The sequence below is a fragment of the Pyxidicoccus caerfyrddinensis genome, from assembly GCF_010894405.1.
GTDB classification, from domain to species: Bacteria; Myxococcota; Myxococcia; order Myxococcales; family Myxococcaceae; genus Myxococcus; species Myxococcus caerfyrddinensis.
In genome coordinates, this window is record NZ_JAAIYA010000008.1 from 492980 (window position 1) to 515095 (window position 22116).

A 22116-nucleotide genomic window follows, 5' to 3' on the forward strand; every position below is an offset into this window, starting at 1 on the left:
CACTGGCAACCGATGTGCCAGTCCGCGCCCCATCCGTGAAAAGCGTGAAGGCTCGGAATTCAGCGCACTTGCGCGCGAGGACTCGCGAGCGTGTCGTTCCCGGGGCCTGTCACGTGACGACACACCTGTGTCAGGCGGGGAACCGGGGCGCTGAGCGCCCGCCGATCTCCGGGAAGCGCGCATAGGCATACAGGAGCGCGTCCAGGTGGGCGGGGTTGTCGAGGTCGAGCGGCGCGTCCGTGAGCTGCACAACCAGGATTACTTCGCGGACACTCCACTAGTCATCGTGGAGCCAGTAGAGGCGGTTGTTGCTCGTGAGGGCGCGCGTCAGAAACTCGCGGAGCGACGCTGCCACGGGCGTCACGGCCGGATATGTGCCGTGGTACGCATCCAACAGGGGATAGGGGGGCGGCTGGGCCACGTCCACCAAGATGAAATCCGAGTCCTGGCAGTCCACCAGCGTCCACCAGGACGCGGGGCCCATGGAGTCATCGTCGCTGCCGCGCATTCGAACGCGGGCGCGCTGTAGCTCTCCGAGAGAGAGGAGGCTGTAGCGCGCGTTGGGCAGCGGCTCGAACAGCTCCGCGCCATTGCACCGCAAGTAGAAGGCGCGCAGCTCGGCCCCGAGCTGCCAGCCCGCGCGCGATTCGAACGCGGCAATCTCCGCCTCGGTCGCGGGAGGGTGCGGGTAGTGCTCGCGCACCACAGTGGCCAGGAGCTGGTCCAGGGTTGGCGTCATGGGCTAATCGCTGTGGGGGAGGTTGGGCCCGGGGGCGGACCACCGACTGCCGCGCGCGTAGCACTGCGGATAGGCGTTGTTGAAGAGCGTGTGGACAGGGTCCGGCACGGGCAGAATGTTGCTCGGGTCGGTGGGGTGCCCTCCGTGGCCGAGGTCGCGAATGTGGTGGCCCGGCCAGTTGCGGCCGGCCGTGCTGGGCCATGCGCCGAACTCCTCAATCCAATTGGCCCGGAACGCGTCCCGCGCGTTGTCCCAGATGCCTCTGCCGCGCCGGGGATCGACAGTCGCGTAGTCGCAGCAGCAGTGAGTGAGCGGATAGCGGGTGCCACCCTCCGCCGGGAGGAACATGAAGCGCCCGACCCAATCGCCCTTGATGTCCGCGAGCCAGATGCAGCCCATGAGCACGCGGCCCTCGGATGCGCACTGGTGCTGGCAGCGCCCCAACTGCTTGGCGTTGCACTGCCACGGGCCGTAGTAGATGGTCGTGGTCACCCGGCCGCCCTCGGGGCTCGGCACCACCGGCCCGACCCACTTCGCAGTGGCGGGGGCATGCCGACTGCGCCGACCGTGGCCGAGCCGCACGCGGCGAGGGCCGCCGCAGTGAGCGCGACGACGAGCGGACGATGCTCGGCAGGGGTAAACACGCAAAAGCGGATAGCACCGACAACGCGCCGCACACAAGTCACGGCGGTGGGGAGCCCTCTTGGTGGGTTGGCCCGACAAGCAGGCGTCGCCGCCTACGGGAACGTGATACCGCTGATGGTAACGGTACGGGCTCCGCTCGCATCCCAGAGCTTCAGCGTGAAGGGTCCCGCCGGCGCGTCCGCGGGTGCGTCTGCCTCCACGAACACACTGATGCCCATCGAGCCAGGGACCATGGGCTCCGACAGCCAGACCGTCAGCACTTTCAGTTCAACACCCCTCGTTCCCTGAAGCGTCAGTGTCGCGCTCTCCGGTTTCCACGGGGGCGCGTCCTCCAGAACGACCAGGAACACTTCGACGGCGACACGCATTGCTGCCCGGTACGCAGTGACTCCCGACGCGCGGAGCGCGTTCGTAGCGGCCTCGGTGACGCTCTTGGTGATGAGGCTGGCTACGACTCCGTCGCTGTCCATGAGCCCTGATGCACGCAGGGCCACGATGCCCCCAGGCCCGCTTCGCTCGGTCCGGAGCCGTTCGTTGTCCGCACGGCACTGCTGAAGCGCGGCATCCTTCTCCCTCAATTCGCGCTGACATGACTCCACCGTGCGCTTCTCGCGGTGAACCTCCACATGCGTGGCGGCCTGGACGGCGTGCACCACCAGTTGCAATGCCGCTCCGGCCGGGGCCTCGTCGTCCCGGAAGCGCACCGTCAGCTTCAGCCTCTCTCCGGGCACCAGCTTTTCCGAGGGCACGAGCTTCACGGTGCTCTGGGCCGCGTCCACCTTCGTGAAGTTCTCCGCTCCATCCAATGCCAGCGACTCGCGCGTGAAGTCCGAATCGAAGCTGAAGGTCGTGCCCTGTCCCGGGGAGATACACACCGTGGGAATATTGTCCGTGGGCACTGCCGGTAACTCGACGTGCTGAACGCCGGTCTGGCAGGCAGCGGCACCCGGCTTTGCAGCAGAGGACCCATCCAGGAGCATGAGCGCCAGGAGAACAATGGGCGGGGAGGCGAACACGGAGAGGAGACCTCACGAGTCAGAACGCAACGAAGGGACTTGCTGCGTCGTCTCTACCATGTCCTGCCTCGGTGTCCGTGCTCCACGGAGCCGTCCGTCCGGGCCTACTCGAACCGACGGACTGCCCGCACGGTGACGCTGGAGAATACCTTGGGTGTGTCAGGCCCACCGCCCGGCTCACGAACGAGTCCACGGCCCTTGTCCTCATCCTCCAGTTCGAAGCAGACCGGGAAGGTACGACCGTTCACCCTGGCTTCCGTGATTCGGCCAAAGACGCGCTCCCCGAAGATGAGTCGCCCGATCAGCTCCGCGTCTACAGGCATCTTCTCGAACTGGCCACCTATGATGAAGATCGTGGTCCGGCCCTCTCTCACGGTGATGAAATGGGCACCGGTCAGGGGATCGAACGTCGCAAGGTGCTGCCTTCTCGTATTGATACCCCACTCCGCCATGGTCTCCACCGCACCGTCAGGGCACTCCTCAGCGGGAGGCGGTGGACGGAGCTGGGCGCCGGGACATCCCGTGAGAGCGGAGCAGGTGATGGCAGCGCCGACCATTCTTCTCGCGGCACGAAGCGCGTTGGAGGGCGTGGGCTGCACATTCGTATGAGTCTTCACGGAAGTTGAGTCCTCGGAGGGAACAGCGCGTGCTGCGATGGTCGCAGGGGTGGACACCGCCACTTCGGGCGAGGCTGCGGCGGTCCTAGCTTCCGGCGGCTTCATCGGGGCCGCCACTTCCCGACCGGGCTCTGGCTGCGCAGGCTGCGTAGAAGCATGAGACGACACAGAAGGAAGAGCGTCCGGTCGGTGCGCGCTCCACCATGAGGCAAGGGCTATGAGGCCTGCCACCAGCACACAGGCCGTGGCGGCGCCAGGCAGGGAGCGCCGGGCGCGCTCCCACGTCCCGCCAACCCGCCCGCGTCGCGCGGCAGCCTCCCCGATGTGAGCGAAGAGTTCCTCCACTGAAGGCTGATTCTCCTCGCCGTCCGCGGTGTTCTCCGCCAGGGCTGCGTTTCCCTCGGCCTTGCGCACTGCAACGGCACTGCGGGTTCGCTCCTCCAGCTCGCGCTCGTATACCTCCTCTTGCGTCATCGGCGCGGGGCCGCTTTCGGGCAGGTCCAGCGGCACCTTCCAGGCGCGCGTCGTTCGCCCTTTGCTCGCTTCCCAGAGCGCCTGATGCAGTGCTTCCGCGCTCGGGAGGCGGTCCTCCGGACGCTTCTCCAGGAGTCGCATGGCAATGGCGCTGAGGCTGAGTGGCACCTTGGGATTCACCCGGTGCGGAGCGCGGGGAACGCGCAAACGGATGACGACCGCCAGCTGCTCTGGCGATAGCGCCGGATTGAAGGGGTAGCCGTCCGTGAGCGCGGTGTAGAGCAGCACGCCGAACGCGTAGAGGTCGGCCATCTCTCCACCCTCGAAACGTGCGTCGTCGCCATGCGCGCGGGCCTGTTCCAGCGCTTCGGGAGGCATGACGGAGAGGTCTACGAGCGGCATTCCCTGGGTCAGCGTGCGAGCGCCGGGAAGGCGTACGCTGCCGAAGTCCAGCACGAACGGCCCGCCATCATCCTTCCGAATGAGAATGTTGTTCGCGTTGAGGTCGCGATGATGGATGCCGCGCTTGTGCAGGTCCGACAGCGTCCGCGCAATGGGAAGGAGCACGTCTACGAGCTGCGATGCCGTCGGATGCTTCTCGTAACGCCAGTCGTGGAACCGCCATCCGTCGATGTGCTCCATGACGATGAACAGGAATCCTGCTTCCGGGTCGGGCCACCGGCTCACGGAGAAAACGCGCGGGATGTTCGGATGCGGAGAGCGGCCCATCATCGCGGTCGCTTCGCGCAGGCACCAACCGTCCACATCCTCTTCGCCGGGCATCTTTTCGCCGGGGAGACGAACGGCCATCTTGAGCGCGTACACCTTGCCGTCGCCCTCGACCTTGAACACACGCCCCAGGCCGCCCGCGCCGAGAACCTCCAGAATCTTCCAGGGGCCGATGCAGTCGCCTGGGCCGAGGCGATCCGGGTGGAACAGGTCGGTGTTCATGCGGTTGGCGCCCTGGTCAGGTTGGCCTGAAGAAAGAAGACGTGCTGGGTCCCCTTCTAGCAAAAGCCGTAGGTCGGAGCGCGTGCCGATATCCGCGTGCCGCCCCATGCCGTCTCGCCCCGCAGAGGCGGACAGCGGGAGGCGCTCCGGCTCGATGACCGGGCGCCCGCCGTCGATGCCGCGCCCGCTACTGCCGCAGCATCGCGTGGGTGAACCTGCCCTCGGTCTTCGAGGCATTCATCGGCTCCGCGCGAACGGAGCTGGGACGCGTGGACGTCATCATCAACAACACAGGCCTCATGCCGCTGTCGCTGCTGGAGGCGCGGAAGGTCCACGAGTGGAACGAGTCGTGGCGTTGACAGCAAATCGCCTGCCGGATGACGCTTCGACGGTTGCGCTCGTCACGCATCCTGCGGCCGTCCCTCCACAATCGAGTTCCGTCATGAGACGCATCGCTTCGCTCGTCCTGCTGTTCCTCGCTGCATGCTCCGAGGCCCCTCCCCCGGACGGCTCCGAGGCGGCCCGCTCCGCCGCCGCCGCCCTCCAGCTCTCGCCCGAGGCCGAGGCGCGCATCCTCGACTTCGTCAACTACCCCGGCAGCGTCGTCGGCGTGCTCCAGAACCAGGTGGGCATCCACCCCTGGGCGGCGGTGGCCATCACCGCCCACCGCGACGGCGCCGACGGCGTCTCCCCCTCGGCCGATGACGCCTACTTCACCACCATCGCCGAGCTCGACGCGGTGCCCAATGTCGACGACACGGTGCTGCAGCAGCTCGACGTGTACGCGGCGGCGCACCCGGCGCCGGCGGGCGAGACGGTCGAGGGCGTGAGCTTCCGCGGCTGGGAGTCGGAGTCGGTGGTGTGGGGCGTCAACCACGCCGACTCGGCCACGATCCACAACCTCCTCGAGGCGCGCGCCGCGAACTCCCTGTACACGGGGCGCCCGTACACCCGCGTGGCGCAGATGGGCGCCGTCACCTGGGTCGGCACGACGGCGCTCGCGCAGCTGCGCGCACACGCGCTGCCGTGGTGGAACTGCCTGCACGGACAGACCTGCCTTGCGGGCACGTTCGACGGCGTCACCTTCGACGAGCCCACCGCCGTGACCGCGCTGGACCTCGCCAATCAGGCCACGTACGCGCAGCTCACCGGGCACGGCGTCGCCGGCGCGCAGGCCAACGACCTCATCGCCGCGCGCCCGTACACGTCGCTGGCGGCGGTGGCGGCGACGTACGGCATCGGCACGGCGACGATGGACGCGCTCAGGACCTACGCGCAGGGCGGCCTCTCCACCTGCATCACGCTGTGGTCGAACGCGGTGTCGCCGCAGCTGCCGCACGTGCTGCTCATGAGCGAGAGCGACCTTCCCGTCGAGCTGGTGTCGTGGCCGGGCGAGGGCGGGAGCGCGCCGACCGCCGCCACGGTGCTGGCGCTGGCCGGCGTGCCGTTTGGCTACACCGCCGAGGTGCGCGTGGTCTCGAACTACTTCCGCGCGCTGGAGCCGTCGAGCAGCAGCGCCGATCCGTGGGCCGCGGCCAACATCGAGAACGCGTTCGACACCCAGCTCACCGACGTCATCTACGTCGCGCTGCACGCGCCGCCGGGCAGCCCCAACCAGGCCGCCGTGCAGGTCTTCCTCGTCGGCCGCACCTCGTGCGGTGACCTCGTCGGCATCAAGTCCATCGCCATCGAGACCTGATCCCGCGCGACCACGAACTGTCCAAGGATGTCCACGACGATGCAGCGGTCCTTCATGAAGGCCACGTAGGCGGGTCCACATGACTGGCGGCCCGGTGGGGACCGGGCCCTGGCGGGCATGACAGCCCTGTCCGGCCCGCGACGCATCAGCGCCCCGCCTTCACGACTTCCGTGTCAGGGCGGTGGCGCTCCTCCCTCTGGAGGCCCGTGCTTCCATTGCGGTACGTGTGTTGCAAAAGCACTCGCGACCCACTCTGGGAGGAACCCACGTGAATCGCTGGCTGTGTCCCACTCTCGCGGCGTTCGTCACGCTGTCTCTTACCGGCTGTGAGCCCGGGCTCGAAGCTCCCGGTATCCAAGAGGCCACCGCATCGCGACAGGAGGACGACCGCGTGTCCATCGCCGTTACCCTCTCGTGTGACGTGGTCCATGGTCTCCCTCGGGGTGATGGAGAGTGTGACGCGGATGGTGACCGCGTCTGTGTTTCCGCTCAGTGGTACGAGGCGACGGACACCGCCTTCGAGAGCCCCATCGCGACGGCCGAGTCGTGCCAGAAGGTCGAGACCATCATCGGCGCGCAGCTGTCCCTCGTCTCACCCGAGCCGATTCCGAGGGAGCCGGATCTGAACATCCTGGTCCGGGCCGACGTGCGCGTCGGCAGCCTCGTCCTCGCCAATCCTTGAGCACCCCTGGAGACTGCGATGCGCGTGATTTCATGGATGGTTGTCCTGGGTCTTGCCACCGCCTGCGGCCCGCGTTTCGATGTCGTGGGGCCTCGAGCGGCCACGGCGACTCGTGATGTGGATGGCCATGTCACGGTGACCGCCGTCCTCACCTGCGTGGACGCGAATGACGGCGACGGAGGCGACTGTGACGGGGACGGCAAGTCCGTCTGTGTCCTGGCTGGCTGGTTCACACCCCAGCCCGCGCCGACCGACTTCAGAGCCAACGCAGTCGGCTGTGTGACTCCGTCCCGGGTGGAGGGGACGCTCGTGGTCATCCGGTCGGAGGTGCCGATTCCGCAAGGCTCTCCCCTGAAGATCGAGCTCACCCGCGAGCTGTCGGGCGGGGACGGGCCTCGGGTCGTCATCGACAGCCCGTAGAAGGAGCTGTCAGCATGAGCCGCCGGCCTTGGACGTGTGCGCGGCGCCCGCGCGGAACACCTCCGCCTGACCGGGCTTGGAGCGCAGCCGGGCGATGTCCGCGGGCTCGCCGCACACTTCCTTGCGAAACGGGCGAAGGCTGGCGGCCAGTCCCAACGCCAGGGAAGCCCCACTCGCGTTCCCGACAGACGTCCGGCGGGGGCGCGAGGGCATGACACACGCACGGGCGTGCACGCGTGTGCAACGCGTTGCACAGCGGGCCTCGTCGCCACGGCTTGCGTGAGCGCGAGTCACCTGCGTCGCAGGTGAGTCCATGTCCTCGGCACATGGCTTGCTCTCTCCGGGCGTGGCGAGCACCCACGCCGCGCGGCCGGCGCGAGCGGGGGGCCGCCAAGGTTCCTCCCTGTGGTGGCCGCGCGTCCAGGTCGTCCCGTGACGTCTCCCCCCTTCGTCCCATGGAGGGCATGGGCCGTCAGCCTCGTCCTGCTCCGCGCGGTCTCCGCCAGCGCCGAGCCGTCCTCCGACCCGCCCGCCTCGCGCTCCCACCGTGCCTCGCCCGTGGGGAATCCCCAGAGTTCTCCGGCCCATGAGGCGTCCGCGGTGGGGACCTCGCGACCGACCTCGACGGAGACCCCGACCGAGAGCAGCTCCGACTCCTCGAATCCCATCTCGGACGTGGTGGGCATCCTGGAGGCAGCGGCCTGGATTGCCTCACTCGGCGACGCAGACCACGACCCTCACGGCGGCCCGCCGCGGGAGCTGCGGTCGCGCGTCTGGAGCGACACCGCCGTCTTTCGACTGGGTGGGCAGGTGGATGCGCTCCTGGGCGACGGCGTGGGCGGGGACCTGTATCTCGGCTTCGAGGTGTGGCGGCTCGGTGTGGAGGGGCGCCTCACCGGACTGTCCGTGACGCCCGCGGGCACGTCGAAGATGGAGGAATTCTCCCTGCAGACGCTGCACCTCTCCTGGGCCCTGTGGAGGAGCGCCTTCGCGCGCCTGCGCATCGAGTCCGGATTGAGTCGGGCCGTGGCTCCAGGCCTGACGCAGTGGGGGCCCAGCCTGGCGCTCTCATTTCAAGCCTGCGCGGTGGACCGGGTCGACGTGGAGGCCCGTGTGCAGGCGACTCCCCTTCCCTTCCAACAGCTCGATGCCCAGGCGGGGGTGGCCCTCCACGCGGGCATCGTTCAGCTCCGGGTCGGGCTGCGAGGACTCGTCCTGAAGGATGTGGGCCGCGTGCCGGGCGCCGCCTCCTCGGATGGCCATGTGGGGCCCTACTTCGGCCTCGGACTTCTGTTCTGACTTCGTGAGGACGGCCCATGACGTCGAGCGTGTGTGTCTTGCGTGTCTGGCGAAAAGAGCTTCCGCGGCGGGCCGTGGCGCGAAGGGCATTCCCGTGGCTCGCGGGGCTGTGCTGGGCGGTGGCCGTGCTGTGGGCACCTGCCGCACGCGCCGATATCACCGATGTAGACCTCGGATGGCTCGAACCCCTCTTATCCCTGATGGTCGAGGCGGATGACGGGGGCCTCTTCCTCAACCTCGGGCCGACCCTCACCATCATCCCCGAGCCCTCGGGGGAGCGGACCCTCGCGCTGGGCGGAGAGGGCAGCCTCCACTACCTCCACCCGAAGGAGAAGTGCCTCTTCCAGGAGGGCTGTGTCCTGGGCGTGGGCGTGTTCACCCAGTTCCAGCCGCTGGATGAACGCCAGTGGCGCTGGTCCGGCGGACTCCAGGCGACCTACAGCATCGTCGGGCTGGAGATGGGGTACAGCCGGGAGCCGAAGACAGATGACAGGCCTGGCATGTCTGCCTTTCAAATGGCTCCATTCCTGACCCTCGGAGTCTTCTCCGCCTCCGTGCGCTACACCATTCCCTTGTCACGCGAGTTGCGACGCCAGCGCCCGGGCGGGGCTGACGTCGCCTATGTCCTCACGCTGAAGCTGCCGCTGCTCCTCGGGAAGCTCCGCAATACACGTTGAATTCGCGGGCCGACCGCCAGCTCGACGCCGTACTGGTCTGCGCCACCTTGATGTAGCGGGCGGAGCGCCCCGTGAGTCAAACCAACGAAGGTCGTGCTCGAGACCCGAGCCTGAGTGGAACCATGATGATTCGTGGATGTCTGTGCGTAGCGCTGTTGGCGATGGTGGGATGCGATTCTGGCAAGGAGGGTCCCCCAGGTCCCCAGGGGCGGCAGGGAGAGCCCGGGGCTGCAGGAGCAGCGGGGGAGCGCGGTCCGGTGGGCCCTCAGGGGGAGCAGGGTGTCCCTGGCAAGCCGGGCACGTGCGACGACCTGTTCTATGTGGATGCGGCGGGGCGCGTGGTCGCCCCCGTCTGCGCGCCGTACCTTGTCGATGCGCAGGGCTACACGTGGCGGGTGGATCAGGAGACGGGCCAGCCCACCCACGAGGGCACCGTCCCGAGCCATTCCACCACCCTCTCGGACCTGGCCTTCCTCGTCTACTTCGAGACCGGCGACTGCTCAGGGACGGCGTTCATGACGTTCCCGGTCGCTCCGCGAATGCCGTTCCTCGTGCTCGGGAAGTACCGGGTGCGCGCGGATGACGCTGCGTTCTCCGAGCGGCAGTTCCGCTCCAAATGGCAGGAGGACGGCACGTGTGACGGGTTCCAGGGGCGTCCTCCGGTCCAGGAAGCGGCCGCCTTTCCGATGGGGCCCGAGCTGGAGCTGACCCCGCCGACTGCCTTCCAGGGCCCGCTCCACATCGAGCGACGTCCGTGACGCTTCCCGGTCCGCTGAAGCGGGCGTGACGGGTACTGGCGCTTCCCGGCGGCACGCCATGCGGGCAGGCTGGGGCGCCATGAAAGCCCTGCACCGCAAAGACCTCTATGGATGGTCTCGCTTCGACGAGGCGCGCAACCTGGACTTCCACAGCGTCCTCTGGGTCCGCCCTGAAGGGAACGTGGTCTTCGACCCGCTCCCGCTGTCCACGCATGATGCCGCGCACCTGCGCTCGCTGGGTGGGGTGACCTGGGTCGTGCTGACCAACTCGGAGCATGTGCGCGCCACGCGGGAGCTGGTCGCGGACTTCGGTGCGAAGGTCGCCGGCCCCCGCGCCGAGTCCGATACCTTTCCCCTGAAATGCGACCGGTGGCTCGCCAACGGCGAGACGCTCGTCCCCGGCCTGGAGGCCCTGGAGCTGCACGGCTCCAAGACGCCCGGCGAGCTGGCCTTCCTCCTGGAGGACACGACGCTGCTGACGGGAGACCTCCTTCGCGGCCATATGGGCGGCCGGCTCAACCTCCTGCCGGACGCGAAGCTGAAGGACGCAGCCCGCGCGCGGGCCTCTGTCCGCGGGCTGCTGGCCAGGACGCGCATCGACACGGTGTTGGTGGGCGACGGCTGGCCGGTGTTCCGCGGCGGGCGCGCGGCACTGGAGGAGCTGGTGGCCGCGCTGCCCCAGGACACCTGAGCCTCATGCCGTTCTCGAACCGCACGCGGATGTGGATGGAAGGCATGCGCAGGGCGGCGGGCCGGAAGGCCTGCTCGGCGTTTGAGGACTCCGTGGTAGGCGCGCGAGCAGAGGACGCGCCGGGCGTCTCCGCCAGCCATTGAGCCCGTCCGGAGGCTCCGGGCCGCTCGGGCACCCCGGGCAGGACGAGGCCGCTCCTAGTGGATGATCTCCTTGAGGACCTCCTTGAGGATCTCCTCCTTCGCCCTCCTCGCTTCCTCCGCCCTCTTTGCTTCTTCCGCCTTCTTCGCTTCTTCCGCCCTCTTCGCTTCTTCCGCCCTCTTCGCTTCTTCCGCCTTCTTCGCTTCCTCCGCCTTCTTCGCTTCCTCCGCCTTCTTCGCTTCCTCCTTCTTCTCGGCCAGGGAGTTGGCGCGCGCCTCCTGGCCCGCCGTCCCCGAGCCTCCCGCGCCAGTCCCCGGCACCGGGTCGGGCTTCTTCGCGACGGGCTTCTTCGCGACGGACTTCTTCACGACGGGCTTCTTGAACTGCGCTGTCGTGTCCCGCGCCACCTCACGGATCCCCACCACGAGCTGGGGTCTGAGCACGAGGGCGGCCAGGGCGAGGAGGACCCCCAGGAGGCCCACGATGACGCCCTTGTGCGAGCGCTTCGCAGGGGACGGTGGTGGCACCCTCAGCTGCGCCCGGCTGGCGGCCACGAAGGTGGCCTCCGCCGGGGCACGGGCCTGCACCCCGTGTAGCTCCGGGACGACCTGCTGGATGGAGTGGATCAGCCGGTCGATGTCCGTGCGGAACCGGGCGTCGTCGATCTCGATGGCATTGCGCCGGGCCAGGGTGACCAGGTCCGGGGGCAGCTCTCCTGCGGAGGGCATCGTGGCGTTCGCGACCAGCACGGGAATCACCCGGATGTCCCGTGCCAGCGCCTCGGCAATCTCCAGCCGCACGAAGTCCTTCGGGTTGTCGAGCCGGCGCTGTCCATCCTCGCCGCGGATGGTGAGCCATTCGCGGCCGATGACCGCCACCAGGACGTCGCAGGAGCCAACGGCCTCCTGGATGGCGTCGACGAAGTCCACGCCGGGCGCGATGGCCTCGATGTCGCGGAAGACCTGCTGCTCCCCGAAGTGGGCCACCAGGTGGTCATAGAGCCGGCCCGATTGCCCGGGGCTGTCTTTCCTGCGGTAGCTGACGAAGATCTTCGCCATGACCTGTGCTCCCGTGCTGGTTCAGTGGCTGGGGTGGGGGGCTTTCGACGGGGCCTCCTGAGAGGGCGTGCCCTGCCGGGCATGGAGCCGCGCGAGGGCGTCGCGCATCTGCAGGAGCCGACCCTCCGCCTGCTGGTAGGTGAGATACGAGGCCGTCTGGAGGTGCCGGAGGACCAGCCGCTTGAAGGTGGTGGGCGGGCCCGCCCGCGGAATGAGCACCACCGCCACCGGGGACCCCTGCGCCAGCCCGTCGCCCGCCGGCCTGCCGGGCCAGGTGATGCGCCCCTCCGGTACCACGCCCAGGAGCGATGCACGCCGCGCCCGGCCGGCCATGCCCTGGCCCATCAGGGCCATGATGCCGGTGTGGGTTCCCCCATCCATGACGAGCGCGCCCGACTCGACGGCGGCTGTCGCGAGCCCCCGGCTGAACAACTGCCGCAGCCGGGCTTCGCTCTCGGGCGCCATCGCGTCCGCGCCGCCCAGCAGGAGCAGGAGCGCTCGAGGCTGCTCGCGACCGAGCGCTCGCAGCAGGGGGGCCTCCTCCTCCTCGGGCGAGGCCCGGACCCACCCGGCACGGTTCCCGTTGGGGAAGTGGATTTCACCCACCTCGCATGCTCCCTCCCATGGCGCGAGCGCTCCTGGGAGCCGCGCCGGACCGGGCCTGGTTCCTCGGCCCCTCTGCACCCTCCCTCTCCCTCAACAGGGCCCCCATCCCTCTTATGCGTGAGGTCCGATGGTTCGCTTTCGGCCGGACACCTGAAGGTATTCTCCGGCGCCGACTCCACCGTGTCGGGAGCGAACCGGGAGCGCGCCGAGATTGTCGTGACGCGCTGCCTCCCCTCGGCGAGCACCTCCAGCTCGACGGGCCTCTACTTCAACTTCACGGGCGGCAACTTCCTTTGCTTCCAGGCCACCCGCTAGGAATCAGGGGAGGGGCGCGGTTCCCAGGCAGGGCCCAGGCCGCAGCAGGGAGAGGCAGGTGATGAATGCCCTTGTCGTCGCGGTGGTTCCCCCGGCGCCGGTGGGACCCTGTCCCTGGTTCTGGAGGCCGACGGACCGGACGGTCTCCTGAGCCCTGCTCGCGCACATGTTCGGTGGCAGGCGCGTCCGCCGCCCCTGCCAGAAGAGGGCTGGGAAGTTCGCGTTCGGCTGACCGACAGCCGTCAAGGGCAGCGCATCCCGCCGCTTTCAATGCTCGCAGTGCGCACCTCATTTTCAACCTGTGCTTAAAAGGCCATTGCATCCCAGTTACTAGTGTTCCGCATGCTCAGAGCGTATTTCTGTTCCATCAAGACGTTCGTTCGTCCGGCCAGCAGCCAGCGCGCGACAAGGAATACGGGCCGCAGCAAACCCCTCTTTCTTTGAGGCAACAACACCATGACTGGAAGACGCTTCTCCCTCCCGCTCAGCAACGGCGTCAAGATGCCGGCCCTCGGGCTCGGCGTGTTCGAGGCGACCGTGGGGGCGAACCGGGCCGCCGAGAAGCTGCTCGCGGACGGGCGCGTCCGTTGCGGAGCCATGCCGCTTCACCAACGACTTGGGCTCGTCGCAGCGCTCTGTGCCTCTACCCTCCTGGCTTGTTCGGACCGGCCCTCCACCGAGAGCGATGCCGGCGTCGAAATGGATGCCGGGAGTCGAACCGATGCCGGAGATCAAAACCCAACGAGTGACGCCGGTGTGGCGGACGGCGGCGGGAGTTCCGATGCTGGGACTTCTCTCAAGAACAGCTGCCTGGGGCCTTCGAGCGCCAACGTGGCCAATGCGAGGTTGCCAGCGGGGTACTGTGCATGGACCTGGGCGACCGTTGCGAATCCGCGAGGGTTGATCGTCGCTCCGAACGGAGACGTTCTGGTGATCGAGCGCACCGGGGGTCGAATCACCGCGCTCTACGATTCGAACGGTGACGGCGTTTCGGATTCGTCCGAACGGGCGACGCTGGCCGAGGCCAGCGGGCTCAACCATGGCATCACACTGCACGACGGATATCTCTATGCCTCTTCCGCGACGCGCGTCCTGCGTTGGCCATTCGCAACCGGAACGAGAGCAGCGCTGAGCGGCCAGCAAGAAGTGGTGACCGGCATCCCTGCGGGCGGCCATGTCACCCGGACGATCATCTTCGACGCCGAAGGCCGCCTCTACGTGAGCGTCGGTTCAGCCACGAACGTGGACAACGATTCGACGCGCGCTCGCATTCGTCGCTTCACCGCGGCCCAGGTTCAGGCGGGCAACGTGGCTTTCACGGACGGCGAGGTGTTTGCCGATGGCCTTCGGAACGAAGTGGGCCTGCGTTTCGACAGCCAGGGCCGGCTGTGGGGTGTGGAAAACGGGCGAGACAATCTCAACCGTGCCGACCTCGGGGGCGACATTCACACCGACAATCCCGCTGAAGAGCTGAACCTCTTCGCCGAAGCCGGGCGGTTCTATGGCTATCCCTACTGCTTCAGTGAGTTCCTGCTTCCGTCTGGTGTGGGAATGGGCCCGACGACGCAGTGGGCAGATCCGGGCTTCATGAATGATGGCACCCACTCCGATGCGTGGTGCCGCGACGTCAACAATGTGGTGCCTCCGAGGTTGGCGATGCCCGCTCACGTTGCGCCGCTCGACATCGTCTTCTACGACGGCGCGTCCTTCCCGCCCGAGGTGGTCGACGACGCCTTCGTCAGCTTCCACGGTTCCTGGAATCGACAGCCCGCCCAGGGCTACGAGGTGGTGCGGGTGGTGTTCGAGAACGGGTTGCCGGTTCGCTACGAGCCTTTCTTCGAGTTCGACGGCGCCAGCGACACCGCAGCCAGCTGGCCGCATCGGCCGGTGGGGTTGGGTGTGGGCCCCAATGGCGAGTTGTTTGTGAGCAGCGACGCGTCAGGCCGAATCATCGCAATCGGCTACCAGCGATAACCAGACGCCCGCGCTCAATTCGTGCGCACGTACAGAATCGCGTGGCTCACGCTGACGTAGGGTATCCGTCCGGTGAACGCCGTGCCGGACTGCTTGAGGACGGACGGGAGCTCTGCTCGGCGGTGGTCGCGAGCCCAGGCGTGAGCGGGTTGATGTGCATCACCTCTGGCCGCGGGCTATTTCACGCGGGCCCCCCGTGTCCGCGCGGCGCTCGTGCCGGGACAGCCACGCACGCACCTCGGCGAGCGAGTGCCGCGCTGACTCGCCCGCGGCCTCCAGCTCCGTGCGGGCCAGGTGGGCCTCGGCGAGCGCCTCCGCGTGGCGGCCTGTCGCGTACCGCCCGCGTGCCAGCGCGAAGCGCGCCTCGGCGATGTCCTGGGCCGTGGCGGGAATCGACTCCAGCAGCTTCAGGGCCTCGTCGAAGAGGGCCACCGCCTCGGCGCCGTGCCCGCGCGCCAGGTGCACCTCCGCCAGGCCTCGCAGGGGCGCGGCCACGGTGGAGACCTTCTCGCGTCCCATCTCCCGGTAGATGCGCAGGGCGCGCGCGTAGTCGTCCCACGCCTCGGTGAGCCGGCCCAGCGCGCGGTACACCTCGCCCCGCTCCGCGAGCGAGTAGGCCACGTCGTCGTGCCGTTCTCCGAACGCCTTGAGGCGCACCTCCAGGGCGCGCTGGTGCCAGGCCAGCGCCTCCTGTTCACGCCCCAACCGGTGCAACACGATGGCGATGTTGCAGACGGCGAAGGCGACGCTCAGGTGCTCCTTTCCCAGCGCCTTCTCCTTGATGGCCAGCGAGCGCTGGAAGTAGCGCAGCGCCTCCTGGTTCTCGTGCTGGAGAAAGGCGAGCACGCCCAGGCCGTTGAGCGCGGTGCCCGTCTCCGGGTGGTCCACTCCCTGGACGCGCTCACGGATGGACAGGGCGCGCAGCAGCAGTGGGCGGGACTCCTCCAGGCGGCCCAGCTCCGTCAGGATGATGGCCAGGTTGTTGGCGGACGCCGCCACCTCCGGGTGCTCGGGCCCCAGCGCCCGCTCGCGCAGGGTGAGCGCCCGCTGCGTCAGGGCCAGGGCCGTGGGCAGCTCGTCCATCTGCCGGACGATGGCGCCCAGCACGTGCAGCGACGCCGCCACTTCCGGGTGCTCCGGACCGAGCACCTTCTCCCGCAACTCCAGCGCGCGCTGGGACGTCGCCCGTGCCTCGGCGAGGCGCGTCTGCCCGAGCTGGACGACGGCAATCATCGTCAGGATGCGCGCCTGGTCCACGTGGTCGGGGCCGAGCTCCTTCTCCTGCAGGGCCAGCGTCCGCTCCAGGTGCTGGAGCGCCTCCACCGGCTTCCCCTCGCGCCAGGCGAGCTGTCCCTCGGCCATGGACAACGCAATCTCCAGCCGGTCGGGCCGGCCGAGCGACTCGAGCACCGCGCCGGCGTGGCGCGCGTAGCGGTGGCCGTCCTCGGCGCGCCCCTGGTTGACGCCCACCGTGTTGACCAGCTGAATCCAGGCCGACGCTTCCAGCTCTCGCTGCCGCGAGCGCTCGGCGGCGAGCAGGGCCTCATCGAGGCTCTTCTCCGCGGCCCGGGAGTCCCCCGCCAGGTCCTGCAGCACGCCAAGCCACAGCAGGGCCTCCGCCTGGAGCGAGGAGCCGGGCTCGGCGCGCTCGGCGGCGTCCTTCGCCAACGCCATGCCCTGGGCATAGCGCCCCGCGGCGCGCAGCACCCGCGCCCGCGCCACCTGGGCCCACAACGCCTTCGACGTGGCCCCGCCGTCATCCGCCGCGCGGGGGAGCACCGCCTCGCCCGGGCCACACTGCGTGACGGGGCTCAGCGACTGCACGGCCTGCACCACCTTGCCCGCGACCTCGTCGTCAGGCTGCGCGAGCAGGTCCCCCAGCGCGCGCAGTTCGTCGCGCCGTCGCTCCAGGCAGGTGTCGCGCAGGCGGTAGTCCTCCTCCCCTTGCGTGGCGCGCACGCGCGTGGCCTCGCAGTTGTCCCGCGTCTGGGCGGCCCAGACGCTCGCGTAGGCGTCCAGCAGCGGCCCGGCCCGGCGCCAGGCCTCCGTCGCGAAGGGCCGCCCGAGAGCCGCGAAGGCCCGGGACACCGCGTCCCGCCGTGCGTCGTCCCAGAGGCCCGTCAGGCTCGCTGCCTCGGCGCACGCGCGCGCCTCGCGCCAGCGCGTGTACGGGAGGAGCCCCAACCCCGTGAGCACGGCCAGCACGACGGCGGCGACCGCGAGCCGGCGCGCGTGCGTGGCGCCCGCGTCCCGGGCCAGCTCCTGAAGCAGTGAATCCAGGGACGGGTAGCGCTCCGCCGGCTCCAGGGACAGGCCACGCCGCAACACGCGCCGCACGCGGGCGGGGACGCGGGCCTCCCCCGGAGACGCGGGCGGTCCCTCGAAGCCGTCGTCGAAGGGCCTGCGCCCATGGAGGGCTTCGTACAGCGCGACGCAGAAGGAGAACTGGTCGGCGCGCGCATCGGCGGGTCTGCCCGCCAGCACCTCCGGTGCCTGATAACCGCGAGTGCCCGCCACCGGGTGGCCCAGGGAGCCCATGGCGGCATCGGAGCCTTTCCGCGCTCCGTCCGCGTCCCTCAGCGCGAGCCCGAAGTCCGTCACCCGCACCCGCCCGTCCGTGCCGAGCAGGACGTTGTCGGGCTTGAAGTCGCGGTGCACGAGCCCCGCCGCGTGCGCGGCCGCCAGCCCCCGTCCCGCCTGGAGGAAGACCTGCAACGTGTCGCGCCAGGAACGGCGGCCCTCCTTCAGCCAGTCGCGCAGCGTGCCGCCGCCGACGAACTCCATGGCCAGGAACACCTGGTCCGTCAGGAAGCTGCCGGCATCGTGCACGGAGACGACATGCGGGTGGGAGAGCCGCGCGAGCGCCTGAGCCTCCTGGAGCAACCGTTGCTGCCGGGCCGCGCCCGGCACGTCCGCGTCGGTGCGCACGAGCTTGAGTGCCACCTTGCGGTCGAGCTTCGGGTCATACGCCGCATACACCACGCCCATCCCGCCCGAGCCCACCGGCTCCAGCACGACGTAGCGCCCCACGCTCGTGCCCCGCATCAGCGGACGTGACGCCGGACGGGACAGGTCGCCGGAGGTCACCGAGACATCATCCGCCGTCGGAGCACCCGCGCCCTGGCCGAGGCTCTGGCATCGCGCACAGCCCTCGCGGTGCAGCGCGAGCTCGCACTGTGTCTCTGGCGGCAGCGCGCCCAGGCGCCAGGCCTGCCATGTCTCCATGTCCGGGCAGTTCATGCACTCCCTCCTCACGGAGTCCCCGGGCCGAAGGCTGACACGGGTGTGTCGTCACGCAACAGCCCGGCCAGGGCGCGCCGGAGGTGCCGCCCTCGCGACTGGCAGGTGCGGAGCCGCCGTGCCAGCCTCTCACCCGGCGGGCACCGCCGGGACAGCGGGGTCACGATGCGGACGGACCTGGAGACACAGGAAGACAGCCAGCTGGAGCAGGCCGCGCCGGAGCCACCCCGGCCCGGCCTCGTCTTCGTGTTCTCCGGAGGCGCGCCGCTGTTCCGTCCCGTTCCCCTCTCCGGTGGCCGGCTCACCCTGGGACGCGAGGGCGTGGGCGACCTGCCCCTGCCGGATGAGCGCCTCTCGCGACAACACGCGGAGGTGCGCCGCGACGGCTTGCACTGGCACGTCGAGGACCTGGGCAGCCGCAACGGGACGTTCGTGGACGGCGAGCAGGTGGTGGGCCGCCGCACCTTCACCAGTCCCCGCGTGCTGCGGTTGGGCAACACGCTGGCCTTGTTCCGCGAGGACGTGCGGCGGCTGGCCGGCGCGGACGTCGTCTCCAGTCCTGACGTGGTGCGGGGCCCCACCTTCCACGCGGTGCTGGAGCAGGTGACTCCGGCCGCCGTGGCCGGCGACACGCTGCTCATCACCGGTGAGACGGGCACGGGCAAGGAGCTGGCCGCGCGCGCCTACCACCAGTCCGGTCCCAACGCGCGGGGGCGCTTCGTCGCCATCAACTGCGCCGCGGTGCCCGCCAGCGTGGCCGAGCGGCTCCTCTTCGGCTCGCGGCGCGGCGCCTACTCGGGCGCGGATGCGGACGCGGAGGGCTACGTGCAGGCCGCGGACCGGGGCGTCCTCTTCCTCGACGAGGTGGCCGAGCTGTCGCCCGAGGTGCAGGCCAAGCTGCTGCGCGTGCTGGAGACACGCGAGGTGCTGGCACTCGGGGCCTCGCGGGCACAGCCCGTGGACGTGCGCGTGTGCTCGGCCACCCACAAGGACCTGCGCGCCGCGGTGGCGGCCGGACAGTTCCGCGCGGACCTCTTCCACCGGCTGGCCCAGGCTCGGGTGCGACTGCCACCCCTGCGCGAGCGACTGGAAGAGGTGCCGTGGCTGCTCGCGCACGCACTACGAGACGCGCCCACTTCCGCCCTCCACGCCACCTTCGTGGAGGCCTGCCTTGCCCGTGCCTGGCCCGGCAACGTGCGCGAGCTGCTGGGTGAGGCACGGCGCGCAGCGCGTGAGGCCATGTCCTCCGGTAACCGCTCCCTGCGCGCCGAGCACCTGGACGCGGAGGCGGGCCTTGCGCTGGAGGGGCCTTCCGAATCCACGGCGCCCTCCCCTCCCGCGACACCACCGGACCGCGCCACGCTGGAGGCCACGCTGGCCGCGCATGGCGGCAACGTCAGCGCGGCGGCCCGAGCACTGGGACTGCACCGCACCCAGCTCTACCGGTTGATGCAGCGGTGGGGATTGGAAAGCCCGTAGGGACTACTCGTCGCTGACGGAGAACAGCGCCTTGCCGGCCTTGTCGTTGATGCAGGAGACCATGGCGCTGCTGTCCAGCCCGCCAGCGCGGCGCCGCCCGCCGAGCTTGTAGTGCGAATCGAAGCAGGACTCGAAGTGCTGATCGACGCTGCCGAGACACTCGGCGTCCTTCTCGCAGATCTGCACGAGCTGCTCGCGCACCTCGGACTTCGCGCTGCTCTTGCTATAGAACTTGTAGCCAATCAGGGCGGCGGCCACCACGAGCCCCAGCCCCAGCTTCTTCAGGTACTCCATCTTGGAACACTCCACTGAAAGGGGCCGGGACTCTAACCGCGCGCCGCCGGAGAGTTCCAGGCCCGCTTCGGAGCCGGGACGCGGTCAGAGCGCGCGCTTCATGCCCTCGTGGCTCGCCTCGAAGCCCAGCCGTGCGTAGAAGCGATGGGCGTCAGCGCGGCGCTTGTCGGTGGTGAGCTGCATCAGCCCGCAGCCGCGCGCACGGGCGCGGGCCATCGCGTCCTCCATCAACTGCTCGCCGATGCGCTGCCCCCGCAGGTCCGCGCGCACGCGCACCGCCTCGACCAGTGCGCGCCGCATCCCTCCGCGGCTCAGGCCCGGGATGTACGTGAGCTGCAGCGTGGCGATGACCTCGCCCGCCAGCTCGCCCACGATGAGCTCGTTGTCCGATGCTGCGGAAATCTCATCGAAGGCGGCGCGCACGGCCGGCGTGGGCTCGACGCTGTAGCCCGTGCGCGAGCGGGCAATGGCGTCATCGGCGAGCAGCGCAAGGATGGTGGGCAGGTCGGCGACAGTGGCGATGCGGAAGGTGACGGGGGCCATGGCCCCCATCTATGCAAATGCCCATGCGCGCGCCACCCGTCTTCGCGACAGCCCCGCTACTGGAACGCTCGGATGGCCTTCACCAGCGCGGCAACGGACTCGTCGCGGACGTTGAGTGGCGGCATGAGGCGGAGCACCTCGGGGTCATGCGAGCCACCCACCAGGATGCTCGACGCGAGCAGGTGCTGGCGCAGGGCCGACGCACGCGGGCCCACCCGCAGGCCGAGCAACAGCCCCGCGCCGTGAATCTGTCGCACCACGGTGCCTTCCAGCTCGCGGCGCAGCAGGGCCTCCACGTGGAGCGCGCGCTCCATGAGCCGCTCGTCGCGCAGGATGTCCAGGGTGACGCTCAGCGCGGCACACGCGAGCGGCCCGCCACCGAAGGTGGAGCCCAGGTCTCCCGACTTGAGGGCCCGCGCCACCGCGGCCGTCATCAGCACCGCGCCCATGGGGACACCGGACGCCATGGCCTTGGCGCAGGTGATGAGGTCCGGCGTCACGCCGAAGCGCTGGGCGGCGAATGGCGCGCCCGTGCGGCCGATGCCCGTCTGGATTTCATCGAAGATGAGCAGCGTCCCGCTCGCGTCACACGCGCGGCGCAGGGCCTGGAGCCACTCGACGTTCGCAGTGCGCACCCCGGCCATGGACTGGATGGGCTCCACGATGACCGCCGCCACGTCGGACAGGTCCGCCGACGCCAGCGCGGCCACGTCGTTGAAGGGCAGCACCCGCTTGGGCACCAGCAGGTCCGCCAGGGGCTGCGTCAGCTTCGGGTCATCCGTGACGGAGAGCGCCAGCAGCGTGCGCCCGTGCCATCCACCCTCGAAGGCGGCCAGCCGCTTCCGCCCCGTCAGCAGCAGCGCAATCTTCAGCGCGTTCTCGTTGGCTTCCGTACCCGAGTTGCAGAAGAAGACCGACGCCATGGCCTCGGGCGCGAAGGCCACCAGCTTCTCCGCGGCGGCGTCGCGCACCGGCAGCGAGGCCGCCGTCGAATAGAACAGGAGCGCGCGGGCCTGGGCCGCCACCGCTTCCGCCACTCGCGGGTGGGAGTGGCCGGTGGCGCAGACGCAGTGCCCTCCGTACCAGTCCAGATACGCCCGCCCCTGGTCGTCATAGACGCGGTCCTCCTCCCCCCGGTGGATGGGAAACGGATAGGGCGCGTAGGTCGGAAGCAGGGCCGGAAGGCCGGGCTGGCTGGACATGGGAGTGGAACGAGCTCCTGGCGGTCACATGGCCGCGGTGAGAATGGGCGCGCATATTATGCAGACCCATTCGCAACACAAGTGACGACCTTCCTATGCCAGCAACCCGCCCGCCTTCATGCATATGCACTGCATGCCTCGGTCAGGACTCTTCGCGCGGGGGCATGGCGGCGATGGTGCCCTGGGCGACGGCCACCAGCGTCTCGCCCTTCTCGGAGAGGGCGAAGATGTCGCAGTGGCACACGGCCTGGCGCTTCCCCGCGTGCACCGCGCGGGCGCGCGCGATGAGGCGGACGCCGATGGCCGGGCGGACGTAGTTGATCTTGAACTCCGAGGTGACGACGGGCACCTGCATCGCCGTGCCGCCCGCGAACGTAAGGGCGTTGTCCGCCAGGTAGCTCAGCACGCCACCGTGGGCGAAGCCGTTCTGCTGGCGCAGGTCGTCCTTCAGGCGGAGCTCGAGCACGGCATCGCCCGGCGAGAGATGGGTCAGCTCCGTTCCCAGCAACGTGCTGAACGACTGCTGTCCGAGCACCTGTCGACCGAGCTGCAACAGCGCATCCATGGGGTGTCCCTCCTTCGTTGCCTGCTGATTC

At 69.5% G+C, this 22116-nt stretch carries 22 protein-coding genes and 1 pseudogene; 11 read left to right on the forward strand and 12 right to left on the reverse strand.

Features of this window, described 5'->3' with window-relative positions; genetic code table 11:
• Window positions 1-130: 130 nt before the first annotated feature.
• The 5 genes and pseudogenes from G4D86_RS53035 to G4D86_RS21885 form a co-directional block, all read right to left on the reverse strand.
• A pseudogene (locus G4D86_RS53035) lies at window positions 131-253 on the reverse strand (DUF5953 family protein); the annotation flags it as partial.
• A 24-nt stretch (window positions 254-277) separates the two neighbouring features.
• Entirely contained in the window at window positions 278-739 is a 462-nt protein-coding gene (locus tag G4D86_RS21870) for an SMI1/KNR4 family protein (RefSeq protein WP_163995908.1), read from the reverse strand.
• Window positions 740-742: 3 nt separating this feature from the next.
• A complete protein-coding gene (locus G4D86_RS21875) occupies window positions 743-1231 on the reverse strand; it encodes a hypothetical protein (protein WP_240360394.1) in 489 nt (162 codons plus the stop codon).
• Between the two features lie 245 nt (window positions 1232-1476).
• Complete coding sequence (locus tag G4D86_RS21880; RefSeq protein WP_163995909.1) at window positions 1477-2400, reverse strand: DUF2381 family protein; 924 nt, start codon at window positions 2398-2400, stop codon at window positions 1477-1479.
• A gap of 104 nt (window positions 2401-2504) precedes the next feature.
• On the reverse strand, window positions 2505-4442 hold the full coding sequence (locus tag G4D86_RS21885; protein WP_163995910.1) for a serine/threonine protein kinase: 1938 nt from the start codon (window positions 4440-4442) through the stop codon (window positions 2505-2507).
• A 209-nt stretch (window positions 4443-4651) separates the two neighbouring features.
• On the opposite strand from G4D86_RS21885, the gene G4D86_RS21890 reads away from it, so the two are divergent.
• The 8 genes from G4D86_RS21890 to G4D86_RS21925 all read left to right on the forward strand — a co-directional run bounded on the left by G4D86_RS21890 (window position 4652) and on the right by G4D86_RS21925 (window position 10668).
• A complete protein-coding gene (locus G4D86_RS21890; protein WP_205519673.1) occupies window positions 4652-4801 on the forward strand; it encodes a hypothetical protein in 150 nt (49 codons plus the stop codon).
• A gap of 83 nt (window positions 4802-4884) precedes the next feature.
• The gene (locus G4D86_RS21895; protein ID WP_163995911.1) at window positions 4885-6141 is read left to right on the forward strand and encodes a nuclease A inhibitor family protein; all 1257 of its coding nucleotides are present in this window, start codon (window positions 4885-4887) and stop codon (window positions 6139-6141) included.
• Window positions 6142-6532: 391 nt separating this feature from the next.
• Window positions 6533-6823 carry a hypothetical protein gene (locus tag G4D86_RS21900; protein WP_163995912.1) on the forward strand — a complete coding sequence of 97 codons (291 nt, stop codon included), beginning with the start codon at window positions 6533-6535 and terminating at the stop codon, window positions 6821-6823.
• Between the two features lie 135 nt (window positions 6824-6958).
• Window positions 6959-7243 (forward strand): hypothetical protein, encoded by a 285-nt coding sequence (locus G4D86_RS21905; protein ID WP_163995913.1) that lies wholly within the window; start codon window positions 6959-6961, stop codon window positions 7241-7243.
• 600 nt (window positions 7244-7843) lie between these two features.
• Complete coding sequence (locus G4D86_RS21910) at window positions 7844-8542, forward strand: hypothetical protein (protein ID WP_163995914.1); 699 nt, start codon at window positions 7844-7846, stop codon at window positions 8540-8542.
• A 74-nt stretch (window positions 8543-8616) separates the two neighbouring features.
• Window positions 8617-9219 (forward strand): hypothetical protein, encoded by a 603-nt coding sequence (locus tag G4D86_RS21915; RefSeq protein WP_163995915.1) that lies wholly within the window; start codon window positions 8617-8619, stop codon window positions 9217-9219.
• Window positions 9220-9476: 257 nt separating this feature from the next.
• Window positions 9477-9977, forward strand: coding sequence for a hypothetical protein (locus G4D86_RS21920; protein WP_240360407.1), 501 nt, complete (start codon window positions 9477-9479; stop codon window positions 9975-9977).
• A gap of 79 nt (window positions 9978-10056) precedes the next feature.
• The gene (locus tag G4D86_RS21925; RefSeq protein ID WP_163995917.1) at window positions 10057-10668 is read left to right on the forward strand and encodes an MBL fold metallo-hydrolase; all 612 of its coding nucleotides are present in this window, start codon (window positions 10057-10059) and stop codon (window positions 10666-10668) included.
• A 197-nt stretch (window positions 10669-10865) separates the two neighbouring features.
• Here the strand turns inward: G4D86_RS21925 and G4D86_RS21930 are convergent, their stop codons facing one another.
• Window positions 10866-11867 carry a toll/interleukin-1 receptor domain-containing protein gene (locus G4D86_RS21930; protein ID WP_163995918.1) on the reverse strand — a complete coding sequence of 334 codons (1002 nt, stop codon included), beginning with the start codon at window positions 11865-11867 and terminating at the stop codon, window positions 10866-10868.
• 21 nt (window positions 11868-11888) lie between these two features.
• The gene (locus tag G4D86_RS21935) at window positions 11889-12473 is read right to left on the reverse strand and encodes a hypothetical protein (protein ID WP_163995919.1); all 585 of its coding nucleotides are present in this window, start codon (window positions 12471-12473) and stop codon (window positions 11889-11891) included.
• A gap of 180 nt (window positions 12474-12653) precedes the next feature.
• On the opposite strand from G4D86_RS21935, the gene G4D86_RS53850 reads away from it, so the two are divergent.
• Both G4D86_RS53850 and G4D86_RS21940 read left to right on the forward strand, forming a co-directional pair.
• Entirely contained in the window at window positions 12654-12788 is a 135-nt protein-coding gene (locus tag G4D86_RS53850; RefSeq protein ID WP_275899133.1) for a hypothetical protein, read from the forward strand.
• A 456-nt stretch (window positions 12789-13244) separates the two neighbouring features.
• Complete coding sequence (locus G4D86_RS21940) at window positions 13245-14762, forward strand: PQQ-dependent sugar dehydrogenase (protein ID WP_163995920.1); 1518 nt, start codon at window positions 13245-13247, stop codon at window positions 14760-14762.
• Window positions 14763-14921: 159 nt separating this feature from the next.
• Here the strand turns inward: G4D86_RS21940 and G4D86_RS21945 are convergent, their stop codons facing one another.
• Complete coding sequence (locus G4D86_RS21945) at window positions 14922-18002, reverse strand: serine/threonine-protein kinase (RefSeq protein WP_163995921.1); 3081 nt, start codon at window positions 18000-18002, stop codon at window positions 14922-14924.
• 165 nt (window positions 18003-18167) lie between these two features.
• Between G4D86_RS21945 and G4D86_RS21950 the strand changes: the two genes are divergently transcribed.
• On the forward strand, window positions 18168-19481 hold the full coding sequence (locus tag G4D86_RS21950) for a sigma 54-interacting transcriptional regulator (RefSeq protein WP_163995922.1): 1314 nt from the start codon (window positions 18168-18170) through the stop codon (window positions 19479-19481).
• Between the two features lie 3 nt (window positions 19482-19484).
• Here the strand turns inward: G4D86_RS21950 and G4D86_RS21955 are convergent, their stop codons facing one another.
• From G4D86_RS21955 to G4D86_RS21970, 4 genes are all read right to left on the reverse strand, one after another.
• Window positions 19485-19775 (reverse strand): hypothetical protein, encoded by a 291-nt coding sequence (locus G4D86_RS21955; protein WP_163995923.1) that lies wholly within the window; start codon window positions 19773-19775, stop codon window positions 19485-19487.
• Between the two features lie 84 nt (window positions 19776-19859).
• Window positions 19860-20318 (reverse strand): GNAT family N-acetyltransferase, encoded by a 459-nt coding sequence (locus G4D86_RS21960; RefSeq protein ID WP_163995924.1) that lies wholly within the window; start codon window positions 20316-20318, stop codon window positions 19860-19862.
• Window positions 20319-20374: 56 nt separating this feature from the next.
• Window positions 20375-21520 (reverse strand): aspartate aminotransferase family protein, encoded by a 1146-nt coding sequence (locus tag G4D86_RS21965; protein WP_163995925.1) that lies wholly within the window; start codon window positions 21518-21520, stop codon window positions 20375-20377.
• Window positions 21521-21662: 142 nt separating this feature from the next.
• Window positions 21663-22085, reverse strand: coding sequence for a PaaI family thioesterase (locus G4D86_RS21970; protein WP_163995926.1), 423 nt, complete (start codon window positions 22083-22085; stop codon window positions 21663-21665).
• Between the last annotated feature and the right edge of the window lie 31 nt (window positions 22086-22116).

Excerpts from the sequence above, each read along its gene's own strand:
- G4D86_RS21870 (WP_163995908.1), bottom strand. The coding sequence starts at position 739 with ATGACGCCAACCCTGGACCAGCTCCTGGCCACTGTGGTGCGCGAGCAC.
- G4D86_RS21885 (WP_163995910.1), bottom strand. The coding sequence starts at position 4,442 with ATGAACACCGACCTGTTCCACCCGGATCGCCTCGGCCCAGGCGACTGC.
- G4D86_RS21895 (WP_163995911.1), top strand. The coding sequence starts at position 4,885 with ATGAGACGCATCGCTTCGCTCGTCCTGCTGTTCCTCGCTGCATGCTCC.
- G4D86_RS21925 (WP_163995917.1), top strand. The coding sequence starts at position 10,057 with ATGAAAGCCCTGCACCGCAAAGACCTCTATGGATGGTCTCGCTTCGAC.
- G4D86_RS21930 (WP_163995918.1), bottom strand. The coding sequence starts at position 11,867 with ATGGCGAAGATCTTCGTCAGCTACCGCAGGAAAGACAGCCCCGGGCAA.
- G4D86_RS21940 (WP_163995920.1), top strand. The coding sequence starts at position 13,245 with ATGACTGGAAGACGCTTCTCCCTCCCGCTCAGCAACGGCGTCAAGATG.
- G4D86_RS21945 (WP_163995921.1), bottom strand. The coding sequence starts at position 18,002 with ATGAACTGCCCGGACATGGAGACATGGCAGGCCTGGCGCCTGGGCGCG.
- G4D86_RS21950 (WP_163995922.1), top strand. The coding sequence starts at position 18,168 with ATGCGGACGGACCTGGAGACACAGGAAGACAGCCAGCTGGAGCAGGCC.
- G4D86_RS21955 (WP_163995923.1), bottom strand. The coding sequence starts at position 19,775 with ATGGAGTACCTGAAGAAGCTGGGGCTGGGGCTCGTGGTGGCCGCCGCC.
- G4D86_RS21960 (WP_163995924.1), bottom strand. The coding sequence starts at position 20,318 with ATGGCCCCCGTCACCTTCCGCATCGCCACTGTCGCCGACCTGCCCACC.
- G4D86_RS21965 (WP_163995925.1), bottom strand. The coding sequence starts at position 21,520 with ATGTCCAGCCAGCCCGGCCTTCCGGCCCTGCTTCCGACCTACGCGCCC.
- G4D86_RS21970 (WP_163995926.1), bottom strand. The coding sequence starts at position 22,085 with ATGGATGCGCTGTTGCAGCTCGGTCGACAGGTGCTCGGACAGCAGTCG.